Here is a 17,461-nt window from a genome sequence, read left to right as displayed (position 1 = left end):
ACCCACCTGATCCGAGGAGCCGCACGGTTGCCGGGACGAGTCGGACCTGCGGGTCGGACGACATTCCGAGACCGCCCATTGCGGTTGCGCCGTCAGTCGGCGATCGGTTCCCACACCAGCTCGGCGACATCCAGCACGAGGTCAGGACCACGCTCGTGCAGGGAAGTGGGCGTCCGCACTTCCCCGACGCAGACGCAGACGACGTCATTCAGCCGGCGGTAGGGGTCGCGGTCGCTGACGTGGAGGACTGAGCCGACGATCTGTCTCCGCCCCGGCGGGTAGGCGCGGCCGTAGCCATGGCACTCGAACAGGACCGTTGCGCCGTCGTCCGTCTCGATGGCTGCGCGGAAGTCGGGCACGAAGGGGCCGGTCCCGGTGCGCCGGAGGGGAAGTTGGCTCCTCGAAACCGGCCCGTGACCGCGCCGGTGCAGCGACCCTCGGCGAGGTAAAGGTGCTTCTCCCAGCCGGCCTCGAGGCCGACGCTCCACCCCTCGTCGTAGGCGAAGCGGACCCGTACAAGTGCTTGAGCCTCACCCTCGCCCCTCCCGCCGGAACCACCCAGCATCCTGCGCCCCACTGCGTGAGACTCGCAAGGCACGACCTCTTGACAGAAATATTTGTCAAGGAGCACCATCGACACCATGCACGACGTCGAAGTCATCGAGAGCGCGGACGCAGCCGCCTCCGCGCTGGATCCGGTCCGGGCCCGGCTGCTCGGCGAGCTGGCCGTCCCGGCCTCCGCCGCCGGCCTCGCCGCGAAGGTCGGCCTCGCGCGCCAGAAGGTCAACTACCACCTCAGGGCCCTCGAAGCGCACGGCCTGGTGGAGCTGTCGGAGGAGCGTCACCACGGAGGCATAACCGAGCGGGTGTTGCAGGCCTCCGCGGCGTCGTATGTCGTGTCGCCGGCTGCCGTGTCCGCCTCGGCGGCCGACCCGGGGGCGAACGACGACCACCTCTCGGCGGCATACCTCGTCGCGTTGGCCGGGCGGCTGGTGCGTGAGGTCGGCGCCCTGTCGCGCCGGGCCGGCGCCGCCGGCAAGCGCCTCCCCACCCTCACCATCGACACGCAGATCGGCTTCCGGTCGGCCGCCGACCGGGCCGCCTTCGCCGACGACCTGACCGCCGCCGTGCTCGACCTGGCCGCTCGCTACCACCACGACGACGGGCGGCCGCACCGGCTCGTCGTCGCCGCCCACCCACTTCCCGAGGAGAGCTGATGAGCACCACCCCGAACGTCCCGTACCGCCTGGAGTTCAGCGTCGAGGTGCCCGGCACCCCAGAGCAGGTCTGGCAGGCCGTCGCCACGGCGAAGGGCATGAGCGCGTGGTTCCTGCCGACCGAGATGGAGGAGCGCGAGGGGGGCGCCCTGCACTTCACCATGGGCCCGGAGATGGGCTCGGACGGCCACGTCACCGAGTGGGAACCGCCGAGGCGGATCGTCTACGAAGAGGACTGGGCCGCCCTGATGGGCCAGGACCCCGATGCCCTGAGCCCGCTGACCTCGGAGTTCCTCGTCGAGGCGCGGTCGGGCGGCACCTGCGTCGTGCGCGTCACCAGCAGCGGCTTCGGCACCGGCGCCGACTGGGAGTCGGAGTTCTGGGACGAGATGGGGGCCAGCTGGATGCCGTTCTTCGACAACCTGCGCCTCTACCTGGCGCACTTCCCGGGGCAGGAGGCCACCCAGCTCGAGGTCACCACCTCCAGCCCCGGCGACGCGGGGTCGGTCTGGGCGGCGCTGCGCGACGCGCTCGGGCTCGGCGCCGAGGGCTCGGCCGTCGAGGTCCGCGGAGCCACCGGCACCGTCGAGCGTGTCGGCGAGCGGCAGGCGCTGGTCCGGCTCAGCGGTCCGGTGCCCGGCATGCTCACCGCCTTCGCGTTCGGCGAGGGCGAGGGGAAGACGACCGCTGGCGTGCGCGCCTACCTGTTCTCCGCAGCGGCAGCTGACTACGTGCAGCGTGAGCAACCGGGCTGGCAGGCCTGGCTTGACGGGCTGGCCGTCCCGGCCTGACCTCGACGGTAGTTCGGAAGTTCCGCCGCACCTGGACGCGGCGGAACTTCCGAACAACGACTCGACCCAGTGGGGCCTCCTAGGCGACGGCCGTGCCCGCGATGTGGGTGTTGAACGGCACGAAGGGCGAGCGGATCCGGTAGGGAGCCAGGTCGACGCTGCTGAAGCCGGCGGACCGGATCGATCCCGCCAGGTCGCGCTCGCAGGAGCATCCTTCGAAGACCCAGGCCCATGGCCGGCGCAGGGTGCGCTGCGTCCAGCGGGTCAGGGTGCCCGGCCTCGCCACGACGTGCTCGGCGAAGCTGAAGCGGCCACCGGGACGCAGGACACGGCGGACCTCGGCGAGGACAGCCTCCGGATCGCGGACGCTGCACAGCACCAGGCTGGAGATGACGGCGTCGGCGCTGGCATCGGGCAGGTCGATCCGTTCGGCGACGACGCTGCGGATCTCGAGATCGACGCCGCGGGCACGGGCTGCGCGCCGGAGCCTCGCGTGCATGTGGGGGTTGGGCTCGATGGCGATGAGACGGGCGCCGTCCGGTAGGTAGCGCAGGTTCGCCCCGACTCCCGACCCCAGCTCGACCACCGTCGGCGGGAGGTCGGCGAAGGCCGTGGCCTTGTGGTGGCGCAGGTGCCAGTTGATGTAGCCGCCCATGGCCCAGAAGAACGCCGAGTTGAACCGCCCGCGGACCGGGTGGTCGTCGAACGCCTCGCCCGCCCCGGGCACCTCGACCACCTCGGCCACCTGGACCGCCACGGGCGGGTCGGGCGACTCGGTGCGGCGGGCAGTGGCGGGCGGGGATTGCTTGGAGTGAATGGTCATTCGTCGAGCGTGGCCGAGGTGTCCTCGTGTCGTCAGCAGTGGAAATACCGCAGTCCGTCCCTGATGAGGTCATCCCGCGAGCTCACCGTGAGCTGAGGTCAGCCTGCGAGGGGAGCCTGCGAAGTCGGCCCTCAAGGTCAGCCTGCGAGGTCAGCCTGCGAGGTTGGATGCCACGTACCACGCGGCGATCTGCGCCCGGGACCGGAACCCCAGCCGCGCGCGGATGCGTTCGACGTGGGACTCGGCCGAGCGTTCGGTGATGACCAGCCCCTCGGCGATCTGCCGGTTCGACCAGCCCTGCGCGACCAGTCCTGCCACCTCCAGCTGGCGCGGCGTGAGCAGCGGCCGCACGACCTCTCGCTCGAGCGCCCGGAGTCCGAGTCCTCGGCGCATGGCGTCCACCACGGAGTCCGAGTCGCCGACGAAGGGTATGTGGGTGCGACCCGGCAGCACGGTCAGCGTCGCGCCCTCGATGCCGGCGGCCAGCCGTTCTCCTTCGCTCAGCGGCACGGCGCGGTCGTCCTGTCGGTGGATGACCGACGTGGGTGCCGTGATGCGACCGAGGTCGTCGGCGACGGAGATGTCGTAGCACGCCGCCAGCAGGTGGTGCGCCCAGGTCGCAGATGCTGAATCCCGTTGGTACCGCGAGAACATCGCGCGGAATCCGGCGTCCGCGTCGGGGGCGAAGATCTCCGTCAGCACGTCCGACGCGAATCCCCAGTGCTGCGCGACCAGGCCCAGCACGTGCCCTTGCACCTCGGGTGCGGCGATGCCGTCCCCGTCGACCCAGCCGCCGTACAAGACCAGGCGCTGGACCGTCTCCGGGTGACGGGCTGCCCACTTCACCGCGAGAGGCGCACCGAACGACGCGCCGACCAGGTCGAAGCGCTCGACCCCCACCGCCGCCGCGACGGCACGGAGGACGTCCAGCTCCAGCTCGACGGCGTCCGTGCGGGCGGTCAGCTCGGACAGCCCGCACCCCGGCCGGTCGTAGCGCACCAGGGTGCGCCCGTCGCCCAGCGCCTCGTAGAGCCGACGCTCGGCCGGTACGGCCCACCCGAGCTCGAGGTGGGAGACCCAGCCCGGCACGTAGATCGCCATCGGGCCGCGGCCCGAGACGGCAAACCGTATGCCGGTGCCGTCCGCGAGGGTGGTCATGCCGAGCTGCTGCTCCACGACCGCCATTCTGCCGCCGAGCCGAACGCCCTGGTCTTCCTGTCGAGGTCGAGCGCAAGGTCAGGCGGCGAGGTCAGGTGGCGAGGTCAAGTGGCGAGGTCAAGTGGCGAGGTCAAGTGGCGAGGTCGAGGTTGACACCCGCACGCGACGGGTCGACCTTGGGGAGGTCGAAGCGTTGAGCCCGAGGGAGGACGCATCATGGCCAGCTCGATCTTCGCCAGGATCGGCACCATCCAGGGTGAGTCCCGGGATGCCAGGCACAAGGATGAGATCGAGGTCCTGTCCTGGGCGTGGGGCATGTCCCAGTCGGGGGGCCTGGGTCGCGGGGGAGGCGGCGCAGGCAAGGTCAGCTTCGACATGTTCACCTTCACGCACCACCTCGACAAGGCGTCGCCCAGCCTGATGAAGGCCTGCGCCACCGGCGTGCACCTGAAGGACGCCACCATCACCGTGCGCAAGGCCGGCAGGGGTCAGCAGGAGTACCTCGTGATCACCATGGCCGACGTGCTCGTGATGACCGTGTCCACTGCAGTCACCGCCGAGGGTGATGCCACCGTCGAGAGCGTGGGCCTCTCGTTCGGGAAGGTCGACCTCGAGTACAAGCCGCAGAAGCCCGATGGCTCACTCGACGCCGGTGTCCACTTCACGTACGACCTCAAGACGCACAAGGAGGGTTGACCGGCGCCGCGCGAGCCATCAGGGGGCTGTGCTGGTTACGGCTCTCCGCCGCCACCCGCCAGGAAGCCGGTGTGACCGTTGCAGGAGTCGCCGGGCTGGAAGCCGGACGCCTTCAGGTCCTGCACGGTGGCGCCGGCGGCGCGTTCGGCCTTCTGCACGTGGCCCCAGTTCTGGGGCGGGGCTCCGCCGGGTCCGGGGAAGCCGGCGCCGTCGCCGTCCTCCAGACCCGAGAAGGCGCAGATCGAGTTGGCGTGGGCCGACCCGAGGCCTTCGCCCCCTGGTGGCTTGCCGTTGCCGGTGATCTCGCCGGCACTTGCTGCGGACATGCCGAGAAGAACGAGCGCCCCGGCTGCCGCCGGGACGATGACCAGACGTGAGAGGCGCATGGTGCTCCTTCATTGACGGACGACTGCCCTGCCCAGCGCAGGGCGTGCCTCGACGCTAGGACTCGCCGGCCTCCGACCGCCTCCCCCTGCACGGTGACTCCGGGTAGAACATCTGCGGTGACAGACCATCCAAACCGGGGCATTCAGACCTGGCCCGCGCATAATCGCTTGCCTGCGAGCGGTCGGCGATGGACCCTCAGCGCATGACCTCCCCGGCCTTCGACCCGCCCTACGACCAGCTGCTCGCCACCGCGGAGCGCGTGGCAGCGGAACGTCCGGAGGTCGACCCGGACATGGCACGTGAGGTGTTCGAGGAGGCAGCGACGTTGCTCTACAACGGTCTGGCGCTCGAAGGACTGGACGACCACGACGCCCACCTGGTCGTCGCGGGCCTGTGCGACGACCTCGTGTCCGGCGACCCGAGTGCGGCCGTCCGCCGGCGCCCCGAAGAGGTCCTGGCCGATCCCGGTGAGCTGCACGACCCGCGGGGCGTCGCCGCGGCATACGAGATCAGCGCACGCATCCTGCAGCTCTAGTCGACCCGCGACACCCAACCCTGTCGCAGGGTCAGTGGGCGATCGCCAACCCGTCCATGATGACCTGCCGGGTGCCCGTGGTGCGGATCGTGACGGTGCCGTACCGGGTCACGGACTGGAGGGGTAGCCACTTGACCTGACGGGTTTTCGTCGTGGACGAGTAGAGGCTGACCCGACCCAGCTTCACGCCCGCGTGGTAGACGTCGATGCTGCCGCACGTGGCGCAGGTGGTGGCGACGATGGCGAGGTGGCGGCCGCGGACGCTTGCCACGGTGAGCTGAGAGGCGGTGCGGGTGGCTCTGGTCCACGTGCCGTGCAGGTACGCCGACGAGGTGCCACGGCTCCATCCGGTGGAGGCGCTCATGCTCCGGTCGTCCAGCGGCATCGACGTGCACCGGTCGGGGCTCCACGCCCCGGCATTGCCCGCCTTGTCATGGGCGCGGACGGAGAAGCAGTACTGGCTTCCTCCGGTCGGCGTCACCCCCAGGGACCGGGTAGTCCGCTTCTGCCACGAGGCGGGGTACTGGTAGCCGCCGAGGACACCCGACCGGGACGCGACACGGGTGCGGACGTCGTAGGTGCTGAGGCCCGAGCCTCCGCTGTCGGAGGCGGTCCAGGTCAGCGTGGTGGTCGGGGTTGTCTGCACCGCGGCTGGCGCAGCCAGTGCCGCCGTGGGTGTGCTGGCGTCGACGACCCAGCTCCTGGAGACCTCGGCGGAAATCCTGCCGCTGGGATCGGAGGCGCGGGCGGTGAGCTTGTGGGTGCCAGCCGCAAGCCCGGTGAGGGTCAGGCTGGCTCCGCAGTCGGTCCACGTGGTGGCGCTGTCCAGGCGGCACTGTCGTCGCAGGGAGCCCGAGGCGTCGTCACGGTCGGAGGCGCCGATGGTCAGCGTTGCCGTGCGAGTGGTGTATGCCGGCACGTTGACGCTCGCGGTCGGGGCGAAGGTGTCGCTCGCGGACCACTTGAGGTCGAGCCAACCCGCCGACGCGTCGGACAGCTGACGGGCGCCTGAGCCGTCCGCACCAGCTACCCACATCGTCGCCTGGTACCAGTCGGTGTAGCGCGCATAGGCCACGCGGGTGCCGGTGCGGTCGAAGACCACCTCGCGGTTGTCGCCCGCAGGAAGGTTGAGGGTGCGGCCCTCGCTGCCGTCCAGCTTCATGACGGTATGGATCCTGGGCCCCAACGTGTCGGCAGGGCTCTTGCGTCGCTCCACGACGAGCAGCCCTTGGGTGGACACGGTGAAGTCGTCAGCCCAGTCGGTGTTCGGGATGGGCGTGACCCGGCCGTCGCTCAGTCGCACGCGCTCGAGCCGCTCCACACCCGCAAGGCTGCGCAGGACGACCTCGTCCCCACTGGGCACAGCGGCCACCTGCGACCGAGAGGGAAGACTGGCCACCTTGCGAAGGCCGGAGCCGTCGGTGTGCACCACCCAGAGCGTCCGCTGCTCCTCGGAGTCGCCACGGAGGAACGCGATGCCGCCGTCGGGCAGCCAGGCGGTCCCACGCAGCAGGTCGGCCGCGCCCGTCGCGGCGGTGCCCGGCACCGGCGTGCACGCCCCGGTCGCCACCGCGCAGACGCTGACGTTCGAGTACGCATCGGTGACCCATCGCGTGCGTGACGGGTCCAGATCGACCCGCTCGACGGTCAGCTTGCGGGCGCGCGGGGCAGCGGCGTCCGTCGCGACCGACTGGGAGTGGCCGTACCAGTCGTTGCCGACCACCTCGCTGGCCACGACCGGGAGGTCCACGTCGACCTCGGGTGACTCGGCGAAGGTCCCGTTGGCGGAGACGACCGAGAGCGTCCTGGGTCCGCCCACGGGAACCTCGACCGTGGTGGTCGACGGTGGTGCGGTGGCCAGCAGGGTGCGGATGCCGTTCGTGGTGTCGTAGACGCGGTACTCGGTCCGCGGGAGGACGCTCGGCGCATCCCAGGCGATGGTCGCGGAGAGCCGGCCGGTTTCGGCGCGGGCCGCCGTCGGCGGCTCGACCGGGTTGTACCCCTCCAGACGCACCGGCACCACCAGGAGGGTGCTGGCGTCACCCCCGATCAGGAGGTTCTCGTCGATCATGTAGTTGGGCGCCGTCGCGCTGACCTGCACCGTGCACGATTGCCCAGTGGCAAGCGTGACTCCCGTGCAGAGGTTGGCGCCCGGGACGACCGCGAACCGCGGCGTGAAGCCGTTGGCCGACGCAATCGCCGCTGTGCCGACCTTCCACGGCTTGGGCCCCGAGTTGGTGACGGTCACGTCGTGAGTCACGACGGTACCCACCAGGGCACCGGTCGAGATTCGCGCCGGCGTCGCCCGCGGCACGGCGACTGCCCTGGTCGGCTCAGGGTCGCCGATCCTGATCTGGGCGCTGGAGAAGTGGCCACCTCCGATGCTGCAGGAGCCGGTGATGTCGGCCGACAGTGCGGAGACCTGTCCCGTCGCAGTGGCCTCCGCACGGTGCACCGTCAGGCTGCCACCCGTGTAGGTGCAGCTCTGTGCGCCGCGGGTGAGCCTGACCGTCTGTTCTGGGTCAGGTCCGTTGAAGTCGGTCCACCAGGTGCCGAGGTGCATCGGCCACGCGACGGTGACGCTCGCCGTGCCTCCGTGGGTGGGGTCGACGACGGAGAGGGTCACGGTGGAGGAGGCAGCGTCGAGCTCCACCCGCGGAGTTCCGGCGACCGGGCCCGGAGGTCGGTAGCCGCTGGACTGCTTCGAGGCCGCGTCCGTGTCGCCGATCACCACGATGTCGCTGCTGCCGTCGGCCACCGGAACGACGGCGGTCGGCACACCCGCGACGGCCGTCGGGGCGATCGCGACCGCTCCGACGAGTGAGCCGAGCACGACGAGTGCGCTCGCAAAGGTAGTCCCGCCCCGCACCGAATCCACCTCTGCCCGAAGAATGCCCGTCCCTCCGACGTGCCGGCCAAGCATAAGTTCACGCGGCGCGCCCGAGGGACGAAAATGGAGAAGTCGGACCGTTCGACCTAGGCGACCCCTGCGGCGGGTCAGAGAGGGCGACCCCTGCGACCGGTCAGGCAGACGGCGGCCCTGTCAGCGGTGCAGGAGTGCCCCGGCGAAGGACGCGGCGGGCTCCAGCGACGGCAACAGGGCGGCCTGGTAGGCGTGGTAGACGTCCGGCTTGCCGGACCAGACGGTCGACGCGGGGTGGTTCGACGGGTCCAGCTCGTGCCGCCACGAGCCGTCTTCGCGGTCGATGAAGTACCGCTCCGCCTGGGCCCACCACGCGGCATACCAGTCGCCGTAGGACGGGTCGTCGACCGCGCGGCCCAACGCCCACGCGGCACCGATCGCCTCGGCGAGCACCCAGTGCAGGCGGTTGCGCACCACGGGCTGCCCGGCGAAGTCGGTCGTGTAGACGAACCCGTCCTCACCGTCGGCGTGCCACCCGATTCCGACCGCGGTGTCGAAGAGTGCCACCGCGTCGTCGAGCAACCACGAGGGAGCGGCGTCGCCGAGGGCGGTGCGCAGGTGCAGGGTCAGGCGCGACCACTCGAGCAGGTGGCCGATCGTGACGCCGTAGGGCCGGAACTGGTCGGCCGGGTGGTCACGGTTGTAGTCGGGCAGCGGCAGCCAGTCGGCCGTGAAGTGCTCAGGGAGCCGCCAGTCGTTGCCGCGTGCGAACCCGTGCACCACGTGCTCGAGGATCCGGGCGGCCTGGGCCCGCGGCACGGGGTCACCGGTCACCTCGTGGACGGCCAGCAGCGCCTCGACCGTGTGCATGTTGGCGTTGGCCCCGCGGTAGTCCTCAGAGGTCCGCCACGCACGGTCCCAGCTCTCGACGGCCAGCCCGTCGGCGTCGCTCCAGTAGTGCGTCGCGAAGACGTCCCGGGCGTCGTCGAGCAGGCCCTGGCCGTCAGGGTGCCCGGCGGCCGTGGCGCTCGACGCGGCCAGCAGCACGAAGGCATGGGCGTAGCACTCCTTGGTCGACGACACCGGTTCGTGCGTCGCCGCGTCGACGGCGCTGAACCAGCCGCCGTGCTCGCGGTCGCGCAGCACCTCCCGCAGCGCACGGACGCCGTGGTCGAGCGCCGGCTGCCCCCCCGTGTTGCCCTGGAGCACCTCGAGGGCCGCCACGTGCGTCATCCGGCAGGTCAGCCAGGCGTGGACCGGACGCTCGAGCTCCGGCTCGCCGCGGTCGTCGAGCCAGGCGAACCCGCCCGCCGGGTGGACGGACCTGCTCGCGAAGTCCCAGAGCCGTCGGCGCTCGCCCCCCAGCCAGGTCTCGTCGGGGGTGAACGGCGAGGGCGCGGACGACATGGGTGGATCGTATGCCGCGTGCCGACGACCCGGCCCGGCCAGCCGGCCGTTGGGTGGTGGGCCACCCCACGGCTGCCCGGTGCCCGGCCGGTGCGCCGCCACGCACTAGGGTTTGGGGCGTGCTGAGGACGACGGCGGCGGTGGTCGCAGGCAAGGCGGCGAGGGCTGCCTCGCGACTGCGCGGCGGAGGTTCGGCGCTCCCCGGCCTGGTCGCCGAGCGGGTGGACCCCGGTTTCCTCGCCCATGCGCTGGCCGACGTGCCCGGCGGGATCGTGGTCGTCACCGGCACGAACGGCAAGACCACGACCACGAAGATGCTCGTGGCGGTGCTGCGGGCGCACGGACGCACGGTCTTCACCAACCCGACCGGCTCCAACTTCACCCGCGGGGTGATCTCGTCGATGCTCGGCGAGCTGCCCCTGCGCGGTCGCCTCACGGCCGACATGGCGGTGCTCGAGCTCGACGAGGCGCACGCCCTGAAGTTCGCTGCCGCGGTCCGCCCGACGCACGCGCTGCTGCTCAACGTCGCCCGCGACCAGCTCGACCGCTTCGCGGAGATCGACCACACCGCCCAGCTGCTGGCCTCGCTGGCCGAGCAGGCGACGACCGGGGTGGTGCTCAACCTCGACGACTCCTTCGTCTCGCGGATCCGCGACCGGGTCGCTGACGGCGTCACGGTCCGCTACTTCGGCGTCGACGCGTCGATCGCCGACCGGCTGCCCGAGCTCCAGGAGCAGGACGTGCGGTTCGAGGACGACTTCGTCCCGCCGGTCGCGGGACCGGAGGACGGCCTGCTCAAGCCGAGCAACGAGCGCACCTTCGAGGTGCTGTTCGGTGAGGGTGGCCCCGGCTCGGGCACGGTCGGCCCGCTGGAGCTCCAGCAGCGCGGGCTGGCGGCGATGATCAACGCCACCGCGGCCGCGGCCACCGCGCGGATGCTGCTCGGTGACGCGTTCGACCCGGCCGCAGCGGCGGCCGCCCTGCGGGCGGTGACACCTCCGTTCGGTCGCGGCGAGGTGGTCATGGTCGACGGTCAGCCGCTCGAGCTGGTCCTCGTCAAGAACCCCGCCGGCTTCACGGTGGCGCTCGGCACCTACGGGTCGACCCCCGTCGCGACGATGATCGCCATCAACGACAACTACGCCGACGGGCGCGACGTGTCGTGGCTCTACGACGTCAGCTTCGACTCCCTGCGCGAGCGCGGCGTCACGATGACGAGCGGCGTGCGCGGCTATGACATGGCGTTGCGGCTGCAGTACGACGACGTCCCCGTCGGCGAGGTGCAGCCCGACCTCGACCAGGCCCTCGACGCCTTCCTCGCCGAGCACCCCGACGAGCCCAAGCGGATCTTCTGCACCTACACGGCGATGATGGCGCTGCGCCGCACGCTCGCCGCGCGCTATGACCTACCCGACATCGGCGAGGAGGCGTCATGAGCCAGCCCGGCGGCACACCCGACGTCGCGATCCCCGGCGAGCCCGAGGGCTCGGCGCGCGTCCCCGACGCCGACCGCGCCGGGAAGGGCGTCATCCACGTGGTGCACCTCTACCCGCGCGAGATGAGCATCTACGGCGACCTCGGCAACACGCGCACCCTCGCGGCCAGGATCCGTCGCCACGGCTACAGCCCGGTCGTCCACCAGCACCACCCCGGCGGCGAGTTCCCCGAGCGGGCCCACCTGGTCGTCGGTGGAGGTGGCCAGGACTCCGGGCAGGTGCGCGTGGAGGCCGACCTCGAGCAGATCGCCGACCGGTTGCGCGCCCTCGCCGACGGCGGCACGCCGATGCTGATGATCTGCGGGATGTACCAGCTGCTCGGCAATGCGTTCATCACCGTCGACGGCAAGCGGTTGCCGGGTCTGGGCATCCTCGACGTCACGACCCAGGGCAACGCCAAGCGGATGATCGGGCCCGTGGTGCTCTCCACCGACTTCGGCGACGTCGTGGGCTACGAGAACCACTCGGGCTCGACCACCCTCGGTGACGGGCAGGCGCCGTTCGGGCGGGTGCGGTCCGGGTTCGGCAACAACGGCACCGACGGCACCGAGGGCGCCCGCACGGCCAACGTCATCGGGTCCTACCTCCACGGCCCGATCCTGCCGGCCAACCCGCGCCTCGCCGATGCGCTGATCGGGCTGGCGGCGGAGCAGGCGACCGGGCGGCCGTTCGAGCCCGCGCCGCAGGACGACGCCATCGCCGACGAGGCCCGCAACCGGCAGGTCCGTCGACTCGTCAGGCGCTGAGTCGTCAGGCGCCGACTCCCCGACCGGGCTACGGTGCGTGGGATGACGCGAATCACCCCTTATCTGACGGTTGACGACGGCGAAGCGGCCCTGCGGTTCTACGCCGACGCGTTCGGAGCCGAGGTGCTCGAGCGCTACGACGACGGCGGACACGTGGCCCATGCCACCCTCGCCATCGGCGACGCGAGGTTCTTCGTCTCTGACGAGTACCAGGAGCTCGGTGCCTACGCGCCCGCCACCCTCGGGCACGCGACCTGCGCAGTGGTGCTCACGGTCGACGACCCCGACGCGTGGTGCGCCGAAGCAGTCTCGGCCGGCGCCACGGCCGACCGGCCGGTCGTGGCGGACCCCGGCGGTCGGTCCGGCTGGGTCGTGGACCCCTTCGGCCACCGGTGGAACATCCGCACCGGCTGACGGCCACCGCTCAGGGGAAGGTGGTCCCGGCGTCGAGCCGCAGCTTCAGGAGTGCGTCGAGCGCGATCGACTCGCCGTCGCGCGCCCCGGCGCCGACCTGCAGCGGGGGAGGGCTCGGCTCCAGCGCTACGGTGCGCCAGCGCCCGAGCCGCCGTGGCGCGGTGACGAGCACGTAGTAGCCGTTGTCGGTCCCCACCCCGATCGACAGGTCGCGGCGCAGGTACCAGCCCTGCACGCCGGTGCGGTAGCGCCCGCTGCCCGACCACGGCTTGGCGGTCAGCTCCTGGGTGGGCAGGCCGGCCTCGCGCGCGCTCGCCACGAAGGCGTCGACGAGCACCTGGGCCTTGGCCGACTCGTGTTCGCGCCGCTTGCGGTCCGCTTCGACGTGGTATGCCGCGCGCTCGGCTCGCTCGGCCTTCTCCCGGTCAGCGTCCGCGCCGTCGGGGTCAGTCATCGAGGCGCTCCTCCGCAGGCTCGGCCATCGTTGCCTTGGTGGCCTCGGCCACAGTCTCCTCCACCGGCGCCTTCTTCGGGCTGACCGACCAGGCGGCCCAGCCGAGGGCGCCCAGCGGGATCTCCATGAAGTGCGTGAAGACCGAGAACAGCACGACCGTCGCCGCGGCCTCGGCATGCCCCGCGCCCCAGCCGACGAGCGCCACGGTCGTCGCGGCCTCGGTGACGCCGAGCCCGCCTGGGGTCACCCCGACCGCCGTGAGCAGCCGGCCGATCGCGTAGGCCGCGAAGAGCTGGCCGTAGGGCAGGTCGACCCCGGTGGTGTGCGCACAGAGCAGGAAGAGGAGGTAGTAGACCCCGAAGAAGCCGACCAGCCCCAGCGTCATGCTGAGCCAGCCGGTGCGGACGACCTCGTTGATCCGGGCGCGCAGGTCGACGACGAGGCTGTGCACCCCCATGCTGCGCCGCTTCCACAGGCGCCCGATGACCTTGTCGATGCCCTGGCCGATCGCGATGGCGGCCCGTTCGGAGGCGAGGATGGACACGAACACGGCGAGGATGACCGACCCGCTGACCGCCCCGGCGACCGCGAGGTCCTCGAGCTTGTGGGGGACATCCTGGTCGTTGCCGGCCAGCAGCCCGAGGATGGCCAGCACCGGCAGCGCGATCCGGGCCAGCACGTTCCAGACGCCGGTGACGATCGCCGACGTCGAGATGTCGCGGCGCGAGAAGCCCCACGAGCGGCAGATCGTGTAGGTCGCGGCCAGCCCGGCCGCCCCGCCCCCGGGCAGCAGGTTGCCCACCGACGACCCGGCGACGTTGACGATCAGCGCCTGCCAGTGCCGCAGCCCGCGCATCGAGCCGGTGAGGGTGAAGGTGTAGCAGTAGAGCCCGACCACGACGCCCGCGAGCAACAGCAGCGCAGTGCCGGTGGGGACCTGGGTCAGGACGTCCCAGATCTTCGACCACGAGGTCTTGGCGAAGTGGGGCACGCCCCAGGCCAGCAGGAACGCAGCCAGGCCCAGCCCGAACGCCCCCTGCACGACCGTCCGCACGGCGGACCGTGGCCGGCGGGTGCCCGGCCCGTTGCCGGGTCGGCCCGCCGGGTCGTCGGTGGCGTCGACGGAGCTCACGACAACCCCTCGAACACGTCGTGCGCCACGGGCAGGCCGGCAGGGCGGGCACGGTCGACGAACCACTCTCGCCCGAACACCAGGTCGTAGAGCGGCCTGGGGATCCGCAGGAACGCCGCGAGCGTGCGGTCGGCGCCGTCCTCCGCGCTCGCCTGGGAGGCGTGGGCGCGCATGGAAGCCCGCTTCGCGGCGGCATACCGGCGCACGTCGATGCGGTGGGTGATCTCGGAGCGGGCGCTGAACGCGCGGCCGAACGACTCCCGGTCGAAGTCGGGTGGGAAGCGGTAGACCCTCGCAGCCAGGTCGACGGCGCGCGCGATGGTGTCGCGCGGCACGGTCGCCTCCAGCACCCTTGGCGTCCCCGCGAGCTGTGCCGCCCGCTCGCCGACCTCGTGCACGCGCACGTGGTCGCGGTGCCCGTAACCACCGTTGCGGTCGTAGCTGAGCAGGACGTCGGCGCTCTCCTCGCGCAGGACCTCAGCCAGCCGGCCGGCTGCCTCGTCGACGGGAGCGCGCACGAAGCGGACGCGGCCCGGGGGGTCGGGGAGGAGCTCCGGACCCAAGCCGCTGTCGGCGTAGCCGAGGTAGACGACCCGGGCGACGCCCAGCGCCGAGGCCGACCGGCGCAGCTCCTCGAGCCGGCGCGCGCCGAGGTTGCCGTCGCCCGTGAAGGCCTCGGAGGCCAGCCCGAGGTCGCCGTCGGTGGCCACCACCACGACCACCCGGTGGCCCTCGGCCGCAGCGCGCGCCAACGTGCCCGAGGTCAGCAGGGCCTCGTCGTCGGGGTGGGCGTGGAAGGCCACGAGCGTGTGGGTCATCACCGGCCATCCTGTCGCATGGCAGGCTCTTGCCTGTGAAGGTGGCCCTGCTGACGGACTGTTACCTGCCCAGGCTGGGCGGGATAGAGGTCCAGACGCATGACCTCGCGGCGCAGCTGCAGGCCCGTGGTCACGAGGTCGAGGTGTTCACCGCCACGCTGGGGGAGCGCGGGGAGCGGCACGGTTTCGTCGAGGACGTCGACGGCGTGCCCGTCCACCGGATGGCGATCCAGCTCCCGTGGCAGCTGCCCGTCAACCCGTTCGCGCCACCGGAGGTGCGGCGGCGGCTCACTGCGGGGGGCTTCGACGTGGCGCACGTGCACATGGGCGTCGTGAGCCCGTTCGCGACCGACCTGGCGGGCGTCGCGCTCGGGCTCGGGATGCCCACCGCCATCACCTGGCACTGCCTCATGGAGCGCTCGCAGCCGGTCTTCCGAGCCCTCGGCCACGCCCGCCGGTGGGGAGCCCGTGGCGCCGCGCTGTCGGCCGTGTCCGGGGTGGCCGCCGCCTCGGTGCAGGCGGTCGTCGGGCGCGGCACCGAGGTGCGGGTCTTCCCCAACGGCATCGACACAGCGCTGTGGCGGCCGCCAGCTCGAGCGCCCCGGGAGCAGGGTGCCCCGGTCGAGGTCGTGGCCGCCATGCGCCTCGCGGCACGCAAGCGTCCGCTGGCGGTCCTGGAGGTCGCGGCGCGGGCTCGGGACCTGGCGGGTGGCGACCTGCCGATGCGGCTGACGTTGTTCGGGGAGGGCCCGGAGCGCAGCCGGCTCGAACGGTTCGCCGAGCGGCACGACATGACCGGCTGGGCGTCGATGCCCGGCCGCGTCGGGCGCGACGCGCTGCGCGAGCGCTACTGGGACAGCGACGTCTACCTCACCCCGGCCAGGCTCGAGGCCTTCGGCATCGCGGCCCTGGAGGCCCGCACAGCGGGACTGCCGGTGGTCGCCCGGCTCGACACCGGCGTGGGCGACTTCGTCGTCGACGGCGTCAACGGCCTCCTCGGCGCCGACGACGAGGCGCTCGCGCAGGGGCTGGCCCGGCTCGTCGGAGATCCGGAGCTGCGCCTGCGGATCGCCGCGCACAACCGTGACGTCGGCCCTAACCAGGACTGGCCGTCGGTCGCGACACTGGCCGAGGATGAATACCGCCGGGCAGGCGCATCATGACCGAATCCGTTGACCCGCAAGGTGATCCGATCGTCGTTCGAGCTGATGCCGCTCCCGGTCGGCAGGTGGCCGAGTTCGTGCTCGTCCACGGCGCCGACCCGGTCCGTGAGCTGGCCCGACTCGGGTGGTCACGCCCGCACCTCGCCGATGCGCACCGCGCCGAGGACGGCTCCCTCGTCCTGCACTACACCGTGGCACCGGCGTCGGCCGTGGTGCCGACCCAGGCGCCGGTGCCCACCGACCCGGGCCTCGTGCTCGCACCCGGGGAGGAGGCGAGCCCCTACCAGCGCACCGCGGCATACGGGGTCGTCACGAGCGCGCGCGGGGTGCTCCTCACCGAGCTGTCCGAGCTCACCTCCGCACCCGGCCGGTGGACCCTCCCCGGTGGCGGTCTCGACCCGGGCGAGCAACCAGTGGCCGGGCTGCACCGCGAGGTCTGGGAGGAGAGCGGTCAGTCGGTGGAGTCGGTCCGGCTGCTCGAGGCGCACACTTCGCACTGGATCGGGCGGGCGCCCAGCGGCCGCCTCGAGGACTTCCACGCCGTCAGGATCGTCTATGCCGCGTGGTGCCCCGAGCCCTCCGACCCCGTCGTCCACGACGTGGGTGGCTCCACGGCCGATGTGCGGTGGGTGCCTCGCGACGACCTGGAGCGCTACCACCTGAGCCGGTCGTTCGCGCCGCACATGCGCCGCTGGCTGGGAGCCTGAGACCGCGAGCCGGTCCCAGGACTCTGACCCACCAACCACATGAGGTATGCCGCGGGGCGGGTCAGCTGGTCTTGTCGCGGCGGGAGGTGAAGAGACCGACCAGGCCGAAGAGCACCAGCACCGCACCGGTGAGGATGATCCCGACCGGTCCGATGTTGCCCCAGTCGACGGTGAGGTCGCCGAGCTCCTGGGCCAGGATGATCCCCGCGACGGCCAGGCAGACCAGCCCCAGCACGATGGCGGGAGCGTGCGGTCCGCTCGGGCGTTCCGGGAGGACCGGCGCGGGTGTGGGCCCGGCGCCGGCCATCACGGGGGAGTCGTGGCCATGGTCCACCGGGTTGCCGAACAGGTCGCGAGCGGACTGGTCCTCGACCTCGATCGGGCGGGTCCGCGACGTCTCGGACGCCTCGGATGCCTCGGACGCCTCGGGCCGCTCGGACCCGAGCTGCTGGGTGGTGTCGAGCTGCTGGGTGGTGTCGCTGTGCACTGTCTGCTCCCACTGCGTGGTGTCGTCGGCCGGGTCTGTCGTCGCGGCCGTCGTCCCGGCGGTCGCCGGGTCGGACGTCGGGTCTGTCGTGGTGGCGAAGGTCGTGTCGTCCCGGGGGTCGGTGTGCTCGCCGTCGTTGCGCGGGGTGTCGGGGTTGGTCATGGGGC

Annotated in this window: 19 protein-coding genes; 9 read left to right on the top strand and 10 right to left on the bottom strand. The window is 72.0% G+C overall.

All coding sequences use genetic code 11. The features are described 5' to 3' along the window. Nucleotides 1-92: 92 nt before the first annotated feature. Nucleotides 93-359: a hypothetical protein gene (locus ABD262_RS19135; RefSeq protein WP_344139736.1), complete on the bottom strand. Its 267-nt coding sequence runs from the start codon at nucleotides 357-359 to the stop codon at nucleotides 93-95. 282 nt (nucleotides 360-641) lie between these two features. On the opposite strand from ABD262_RS19135, the gene ABD262_RS19130 reads away from it, so the two are divergent. Beyond that, on the top strand, nucleotides 642-1,217 hold the full coding sequence (locus ABD262_RS19130; protein WP_344139733.1) for a helix-turn-helix domain-containing protein: 576 nt from the start codon (nucleotides 642-644) through the stop codon (nucleotides 1,215-1,217). Beyond that, on the top strand, nucleotides 1,217-2,008 hold the full coding sequence (locus ABD262_RS19125; protein ID WP_344139730.1) for an SRPBCC family protein: 792 nt from the start codon (nucleotides 1,217-1,219) through the stop codon (nucleotides 2,006-2,008). The genes ABD262_RS19130 and ABD262_RS19125 overlap by 1 nt, the downstream gene beginning before the upstream one ends. Nucleotides 2,009-2,087: 79 nt before the next feature. Here ABD262_RS19125 and ABD262_RS19120 read toward each other — a convergent pair whose 3' ends face one another. Both ABD262_RS19120 and ABD262_RS19115 read right to left on the bottom strand, forming a co-directional pair. Continuing rightward, a complete protein-coding gene (locus ABD262_RS19120; protein ID WP_344139727.1) occupies nucleotides 2,088-2,831 on the bottom strand; it encodes a class I SAM-dependent methyltransferase in 744 nt (247 codons plus the stop codon). Nucleotides 2,832-2,981: 150 nt separating this feature from the next. Continuing rightward, on the bottom strand, nucleotides 2,982-4,007 hold the full coding sequence (locus tag ABD262_RS19115; protein ID WP_425564907.1) for an alpha/beta fold hydrolase: 1,026 nt from the start codon (nucleotides 4,005-4,007) through the stop codon (nucleotides 2,982-2,984). 198 nt (nucleotides 4,008-4,205) lie between these two features. Between ABD262_RS19115 and ABD262_RS19110 the strand changes: the two genes are divergently transcribed. Beyond that, on the top strand, nucleotides 4,206-4,685 hold the full coding sequence (locus tag ABD262_RS19110; protein WP_344139721.1) for an Hcp family type VI secretion system effector: 480 nt from the start codon (nucleotides 4,206-4,208) through the stop codon (nucleotides 4,683-4,685). A gap of 35 nt (nucleotides 4,686-4,720) precedes the next feature. Here ABD262_RS19110 and ABD262_RS19105 read toward each other — a convergent pair whose 3' ends face one another. Continuing rightward, the gene (locus ABD262_RS19105; RefSeq protein ID WP_344139719.1) at nucleotides 4,721-5,071 is read right to left on the bottom strand and encodes a hypothetical protein; all 351 of its coding nucleotides are present in this window, start codon (nucleotides 5,069-5,071) and stop codon (nucleotides 4,721-4,723) included. A gap of 203 nt (nucleotides 5,072-5,274) precedes the next feature. Here ABD262_RS19105 and ABD262_RS19100 point away from each other — a divergent pair, with 203 nt between their 5' ends. Continuing rightward, nucleotides 5,275-5,607, top strand: a complete 333-nt coding sequence (locus tag ABD262_RS19100; RefSeq protein ID WP_344139716.1) for a hypothetical protein — start codon at nucleotides 5,275-5,277, stop codon at nucleotides 5,605-5,607. A gap of 31 nt (nucleotides 5,608-5,638) precedes the next feature. Here the strand turns inward: ABD262_RS19100 and ABD262_RS19095 are convergent, their stop codons facing one another. Next, on the bottom strand, nucleotides 5,639-8,476 hold the full coding sequence (locus ABD262_RS19095; RefSeq protein ID WP_344139713.1) for a hypothetical protein: 2,838 nt from the start codon (nucleotides 8,474-8,476) through the stop codon (nucleotides 5,639-5,641). A gap of 174 nt (nucleotides 8,477-8,650) precedes the next feature. Continuing rightward, entirely contained in the window at nucleotides 8,651-9,877 is a 1,227-nt protein-coding gene (locus ABD262_RS19090; RefSeq protein WP_344139710.1) for an AGE family epimerase/isomerase, read from the bottom strand. Nucleotides 9,878-9,996: 119 nt separating this feature from the next. On the opposite strand from ABD262_RS19090, the gene ABD262_RS19085 reads away from it, so the two are divergent. Genes ABD262_RS19085 through ABD262_RS19075 form a run of 3 tightly spaced genes read left to right on the top strand, consistent with a single transcriptional unit; the run spans nucleotide 9,997 to nucleotide 12,533 of the window. After that, entirely contained in the window at nucleotides 9,997-11,313 is a 1,317-nt protein-coding gene (locus tag ABD262_RS19085) for a MurT ligase domain-containing protein (RefSeq protein ID WP_344139708.1), read from the top strand. Next, nucleotides 11,310-12,119: a type 1 glutamine amidotransferase gene (locus ABD262_RS19080; protein WP_344139705.1), complete on the top strand. Its 810-nt coding sequence runs from the start codon at nucleotides 11,310-11,312 to the stop codon at nucleotides 12,117-12,119. The genes ABD262_RS19085 and ABD262_RS19080 overlap by 4 nt, the downstream gene beginning before the upstream one ends. A gap of 42 nt (nucleotides 12,120-12,161) precedes the next feature. Continuing rightward, entirely contained in the window at nucleotides 12,162-12,533 is a 372-nt protein-coding gene (locus ABD262_RS19075) for a VOC family protein (RefSeq protein ID WP_344139702.1), read from the top strand. A 10-nt stretch (nucleotides 12,534-12,543) separates the two neighbouring features. On the opposite strand, the gene ABD262_RS19070 is transcribed toward ABD262_RS19075, so the two are convergent. The 3 genes from ABD262_RS19070 to ABD262_RS19060 are packed head-to-tail and all read right to left on the bottom strand — an operon-like array spanning nucleotide 12,544 to nucleotide 14,937. Then, entirely contained in the window at nucleotides 12,544-12,987 is a 444-nt protein-coding gene (locus ABD262_RS19070) for a hypothetical protein (protein ID WP_344139699.1), read from the bottom strand. Next, nucleotides 12,980-14,119 (bottom strand): lysylphosphatidylglycerol synthase transmembrane domain-containing protein, encoded by a 1,140-nt coding sequence (locus tag ABD262_RS19065; protein WP_344139696.1) that lies wholly within the window; start codon nucleotides 14,117-14,119, stop codon nucleotides 12,980-12,982. Before ABD262_RS19065 ends, ABD262_RS19070 begins: the two co-directional genes overlap by 8 nt. Further along, nucleotides 14,116-14,937, bottom strand: coding sequence for a PIG-L deacetylase family protein (locus ABD262_RS19060; RefSeq protein ID WP_344139693.1), 822 nt, complete (start codon nucleotides 14,935-14,937; stop codon nucleotides 14,116-14,118). The genes ABD262_RS19065 and ABD262_RS19060 overlap by 4 nt, the downstream gene beginning before the upstream one ends. Before the next feature lie 41 nt (nucleotides 14,938-14,978). On the opposite strand from ABD262_RS19060, the gene ABD262_RS19055 reads away from it, so the two are divergent. Together ABD262_RS19055 and ABD262_RS19050 are read left to right on the top strand one after the other, a co-directional pair. Then, the gene (locus tag ABD262_RS19055) at nucleotides 14,979-16,100 is read left to right on the top strand and encodes a glycosyltransferase family 4 protein (RefSeq protein ID WP_344139690.1); all 1,122 of its coding nucleotides are present in this window, start codon (nucleotides 14,979-14,981) and stop codon (nucleotides 16,098-16,100) included. Then, the gene (locus ABD262_RS19050) at nucleotides 16,097-16,807 is read left to right on the top strand and encodes an NUDIX hydrolase (RefSeq protein ID WP_344139688.1); all 711 of its coding nucleotides are present in this window, start codon (nucleotides 16,097-16,099) and stop codon (nucleotides 16,805-16,807) included. Before ABD262_RS19055 ends, ABD262_RS19050 begins: the two co-directional genes overlap by 4 nt. A gap of 61 nt (nucleotides 16,808-16,868) precedes the next feature. Here the strand turns inward: ABD262_RS19050 and ABD262_RS19045 are convergent, their stop codons facing one another. Then, nucleotides 16,869-17,456 carry a hypothetical protein gene (locus tag ABD262_RS19045; RefSeq protein ID WP_344139685.1) on the bottom strand — a complete coding sequence of 196 codons (588 nt, stop codon included), beginning with the start codon at nucleotides 17,454-17,456 and terminating at the stop codon, nucleotides 16,869-16,871. Nucleotides 17,457-17,461: the final 5 nt, after the last annotated feature.

The sequence above is a fragment of the Pedococcus bigeumensis genome (assembly GCF_039531795.1).
Taxonomy (GTDB): domain Bacteria; phylum Actinomycetota; class Actinomycetes; order Actinomycetales; family Dermatophilaceae; genus Pedococcus; species Pedococcus bigeumensis.
This window is presented reverse-complemented; position numbering and strand designations above follow the sequence as displayed.

Coding starts and splice junctions, on each gene's coding strand:
- ABD262_RS19120 (WP_344139727.1), bottom strand. CDS start 2,831: ATGACCATTCACTCCAAGCAATCCCCGCCCGCCACTGCCCGCCGCACC.
- ABD262_RS19130 (WP_344139733.1), top strand. CDS start 642: ATGCACGACGTCGAAGTCATCGAGAGCGCGGACGCAGCCGCCTCCGCG.
- ABD262_RS19050 (WP_344139688.1), top strand. CDS start 16,097: ATGACCGAATCCGTTGACCCGCAAGGTGATCCGATCGTCGTTCGAGCT.
- ABD262_RS19080 (WP_344139705.1), top strand. CDS start 11,310: ATGAGCCAGCCCGGCGGCACACCCGACGTCGCGATCCCCGGCGAGCCC.
- ABD262_RS19070 (WP_344139699.1), bottom strand. CDS start 12,987: ATGACTGACCCCGACGGCGCGGACGCTGACCGGGAGAAGGCCGAGCGA.
- ABD262_RS19075 (WP_344139702.1), top strand. CDS start 12,162: ATGACGCGAATCACCCCTTATCTGACGGTTGACGACGGCGAAGCGGCC.
- ABD262_RS19100 (WP_344139716.1), top strand. CDS start 5,275: ATGACCTCCCCGGCCTTCGACCCGCCCTACGACCAGCTGCTCGCCACC.
- ABD262_RS19090 (WP_344139710.1), bottom strand. CDS start 9,877: ATGTCGTCCGCGCCCTCGCCGTTCACCCCCGACGAGACCTGGCTGGGG.
- ABD262_RS19045 (WP_344139685.1), bottom strand. CDS start 17,456: ATGACCAACCCCGACACCCCGCGCAACGACGGCGAGCACACCGACCCC.
- ABD262_RS19060 (WP_344139693.1), bottom strand. CDS start 14,937: ATGACCCACACGCTCGTGGCCTTCCACGCCCACCCCGACGACGAGGCC.
- ABD262_RS19105 (WP_344139719.1), bottom strand. CDS start 5,071: ATGCGCCTCTCACGTCTGGTCATCGTCCCGGCGGCAGCCGGGGCGCTC.
- ABD262_RS19110 (WP_344139721.1), top strand. CDS start 4,206: ATGGCCAGCTCGATCTTCGCCAGGATCGGCACCATCCAGGGTGAGTCC.
- ABD262_RS19125 (WP_344139730.1), top strand. CDS start 1,217: ATGAGCACCACCCCGAACGTCCCGTACCGCCTGGAGTTCAGCGTCGAG.